Raw genomic sequence first — 3,382 nt, forward strand, 5'->3', positions numbered from 1 at the left:
CACAGGGCGACATCTTCATCACCACCACGGGCAACAAGGACGTCATCATGGCCGAGCACATGCTGGGCATGAAGAACAAGGCGATTGTTGGAAACATCGGCCACTTTGACAACGAGATCGACATCGCCGGATTGGCTAAGATCCCGGGTGTCAAGAAGGTGGAGATCAAGCCCCAGGTCCACGAATGGGTCTTTGATGGGGACACGGATTCCGAGCAGTCCATCATTGTGCTGTCCGAGGGCCGCCTCCTCAATCTTGGCAATGCCACGGGACACCCGTCGTTCGTGATGAGCAACTCCTTCGCCAACCAGACCATCGCGCAGATCGAGCTCTGGACCAAGAAGGACCAGCCTGCGGGGGAACGGGAATACGAGAAGCAGGTTTACGTGCTTCCCAAGATTTTGGACGAGAAGGTTGCCCGGCTCCACCTGGACGCACTTGGCGTTGAGCTGACGGAACTGAGCAAGGACCAGGCGGATTACCTGGACCTGGATGTTGCTGGTCCCTATAAGCCGGAGCACTACCGCTACTAAAGTGGTCCAGCGCCATCCAAATCGATGGTGAAAGGCCGGACACGCGAGTAGCGTGGCCGGCCTTTCGGCTAGAATTGGGTGTTCAGTATTGCTTGCCGGGGGACAGGAAGACGGGAACCATGACGGAAGTCGCCAAACGGAAGACAGGCAAGATCCTTGCCATCGTAGGGATCTGCGCCGCTATTGCCGTGGGCGGAATCGGTGTGGCCACCGTGCCCGGGTTGCTGGCTGGTTCGACCCAGGACAGCGGTGTTGCGCCGTCCCCAGCACCCACGGTGGAAGCGAAGCCGGTGGAGCTGGGCATCACACCGTTGGATGGCACCATCGAATGGAATCCCGTGGTGGGGCCGCAGATCAAGGCCGTCAACGGCAAGGTCAAGGACGTGGTCCTGGCTCCCGTGGATGGCGGTACTCCTGTCCAAGGCAAGACCAGCCCGGATGGAAGCACCTGGACCACACTGGAAGTGCTGAAGTTCAAGACCCGGTACAACTATTCCTTCACAGTGGTGGATACCGCCGGGAAGGAAACCAAGAAGACCCAAACCTTCACCACCGTTTCCGCGGCGTATGAGGCAGATGCTTCCATTTACCCCCGCAACGGAACCACGGCCGGTTCGGGCCAGCCCATCGAGATCAACTTCAGCGAGCCCGTGGTGGATAAAGCAGCCATGGAGAAGCGTGTGGCTATCACGGTTTCGTCCGGCCAGCCGGTTGCCTGGCACTGGTACTCGGACAAAAAGGTCCGGATCCGCCCGGAAGCCTTTTGGGCAACGGGCACCACGGTGACCGTGGACATGAAGCTCCTTGGTGTCGATTTCGGCAACAAGATGATCGGAAACGCGGACGTCGTATCCACCTTTACCACCGGCCCCCAGCGCGTGGCCGTGGTGGATGACAACACCAAGACCATGAACGTGTACTCCGACGGGCAGTTGGTCCACACCGCGCCAGTGTCGCTCGGTGGCGAAGATTGGTTGTCGCCTACCGGTTACGCCGTGATTATGGAGCAGGAACGCCACTCCAACTTCAATGCGGGAACCATCGGCCTGAAGCCGGGGGACAAGGGCTACTACCCTCCGTTGGTGGTGGAGTACGCCAACCGCCTGACGTGGTCCGGTGTCTACGTGCACCAAGCCCTGGAAGCGGCCTGGAGTTCAATCGGGGTTGCCAACGTTTCGCACGGTTGCGTGGGCCTGCTGCCGGCGGATGCTGCCTGGTTCTTCAACAACATGAAAACCGGTGACGTCGTTCAGATCCTCAACACCGGGGCACCCGCAGTCGAGCCGCTGGAAGGCTTCGGCGACTGGAACATCCCCTGGGCGAGCTACGCCCAACGCTAAGCCAGCGGGTACGATTGGTCGCAGTGATTATTTCCTGCGGTCTTTGACGAATATTTCCTGCGCCGACCACATGTTGGCCCTTCATTTTGTGCTGCCCTCCACGGTGATTACGGGTTTCCCTGCGGGGAACCCGCCCACGGGTTCCCCGGCTCCTCCCACCGGAATCTCTTTCATCACCTGGAGCACACATGACTCTTCAACCAATTCTTCGCCCGGACTGCGGCAACTGCTTTGCCCTCTGCTGCACAGCGCTGGGATTCGCCCGCTCGGCTGACTTTGCCATCGACAAACCGGCTGCCACGCCGTGCCCGAACATGTCGGCCGACTTTTCCTGCGCCATCCATCAGCGGCTTCGGCCCCGCGGCTTCCGGGGGTGCACCGTCTTTGACTGCTTCGGCGCAGGCCAAGTGGTCTCCCAGCGCACCTTTGGCGGTACAAGCTGGAGGGACAACCCCTCGTCCACGTCCTCGATGTTCGCCGTGTTCAAGGTGGTGAGGCAACTCCACGAAATGCTCTGGTACCTGGCCGAAGCTCAGCAACGCACCTTCGATCCCGACCTCGCTTCAGCAGCGGGCCACCTGTCCGGGCGCATCACCACCACCGCCCAAGGCGACGCAACAGCGATCCTGGAAACCGACGTCGAAATTCTGCATATGGAAGTCCGGGCCCTCCTGATGGAGGTCAGCGAAGAACTACGAGCCTCCTACGGAGCCGAGGACACGCAAACGCACGACGACGGTGCTCACCGGAACGGTGAACACACCGGCGCTGACCTGATGGGCACGGACCTGGCGAACCAACGCCTCTGCGGATCCAACTTCCGCGGTGCCTACCTGATAGGAGCAAACCTCAGGAACAGCGACCTCACGGCAGCAGACCTCCTGGGAGCCGATCTCCGAGGAGCCCACCTCCACGGCGCGGACCTCTCCAGGGCGCTGTATCTGACCCAACCACAGATCACCGCCGCCGAAGGCGACCCCACAACGCTCCTGCCACAAAGGCTCACAAAACCGGATCACTGGGGCTAACACCCGCAACCGGGACAAGCCGGGGGCCGGCACTAACCGTCAGTGAACGGCAGCTTTTGTAGCCGCTCACCTACGAAAGCGTTCCGCTGCTCCGCCTGGCGGAGGCGGACGAGTTCGCGGTTGCGGCGTTCCCCGAGGACTGCTCCGATGTAGTCCTCGGGGATTGTCCCAGCAGGCGGGGGAGGTGCGACGTACTTTGCGAGTTCCGAGGCGATGGCGGTGGCCATGTTGACCCTGGAGGCCGGGGCCATGAGGTAGGCCTGCTGCACGAAGGTACCTGCCCTGCGGGCGGTAGAGTCGGGGACCCTGCCGATGTCTGCCATGGCAGCCCAGCCCTGCAGGTAGTGCGGTGCCACGGGCATGATCCGGGGTTTGGAGGGGACCCGTTGGCGGAGGGAGTAGGTTCCGGCAACGATGTCGCCGAGGCGTTTGGACCGGTCGTTGAACAGCGCCACACCGATCGCGAGGCCGCCGAAGGTCA

Annotated in this window: 3 protein-coding genes and 1 pseudogene; 3 read left to right on the forward strand and 1 reads right to left on the reverse strand. The window is 61.7% G+C overall.

Annotated features, from left to right (window positions below):
• From HP499_RS22395 to HP499_RS22405, 3 genes are all read left to right on the forward strand, one after another.
• The coding region (locus HP499_RS22395; protein ID WP_172326292.1) for an adenosylhomocysteinase at positions 1–533 on the forward strand (533 nt) is incomplete at its 5' end.
• A 119-nt stretch (positions 534–652) separates the two neighbouring features.
• Positions 653–1,873 (forward strand): Ig-like domain-containing protein, encoded by a 1,221-nt coding sequence (locus HP499_RS22400; RefSeq protein WP_172326293.1) that lies wholly within the window; start codon positions 653–655, stop codon positions 1,871–1,873.
• A 188-nt stretch (positions 1,874–2,061) separates the two neighbouring features.
• Positions 2,062–2,901, forward strand: a complete 840-nt coding sequence (locus HP499_RS22405; RefSeq protein ID WP_172326294.1) for a pentapeptide repeat-containing protein — start codon at positions 2,062–2,064, stop codon at positions 2,899–2,901.
• A gap of 32 nt (positions 2,902–2,933) precedes the next feature.
• Here the strand turns inward: HP499_RS22405 and HP499_RS22410 are convergent.
• Positions 2,934–3,382: pseudogene (locus tag HP499_RS22410) on the reverse strand (RDD family protein); the annotation flags it as partial.

Origin of the sequence: Paenarthrobacter sp. CM16, assembly GCF_013179505.1 — a bacterium.
In the GTDB taxonomy this organism is placed as follows: domain Bacteria; phylum Actinomycetota; class Actinomycetes; order Actinomycetales; family Micrococcaceae; genus Arthrobacter.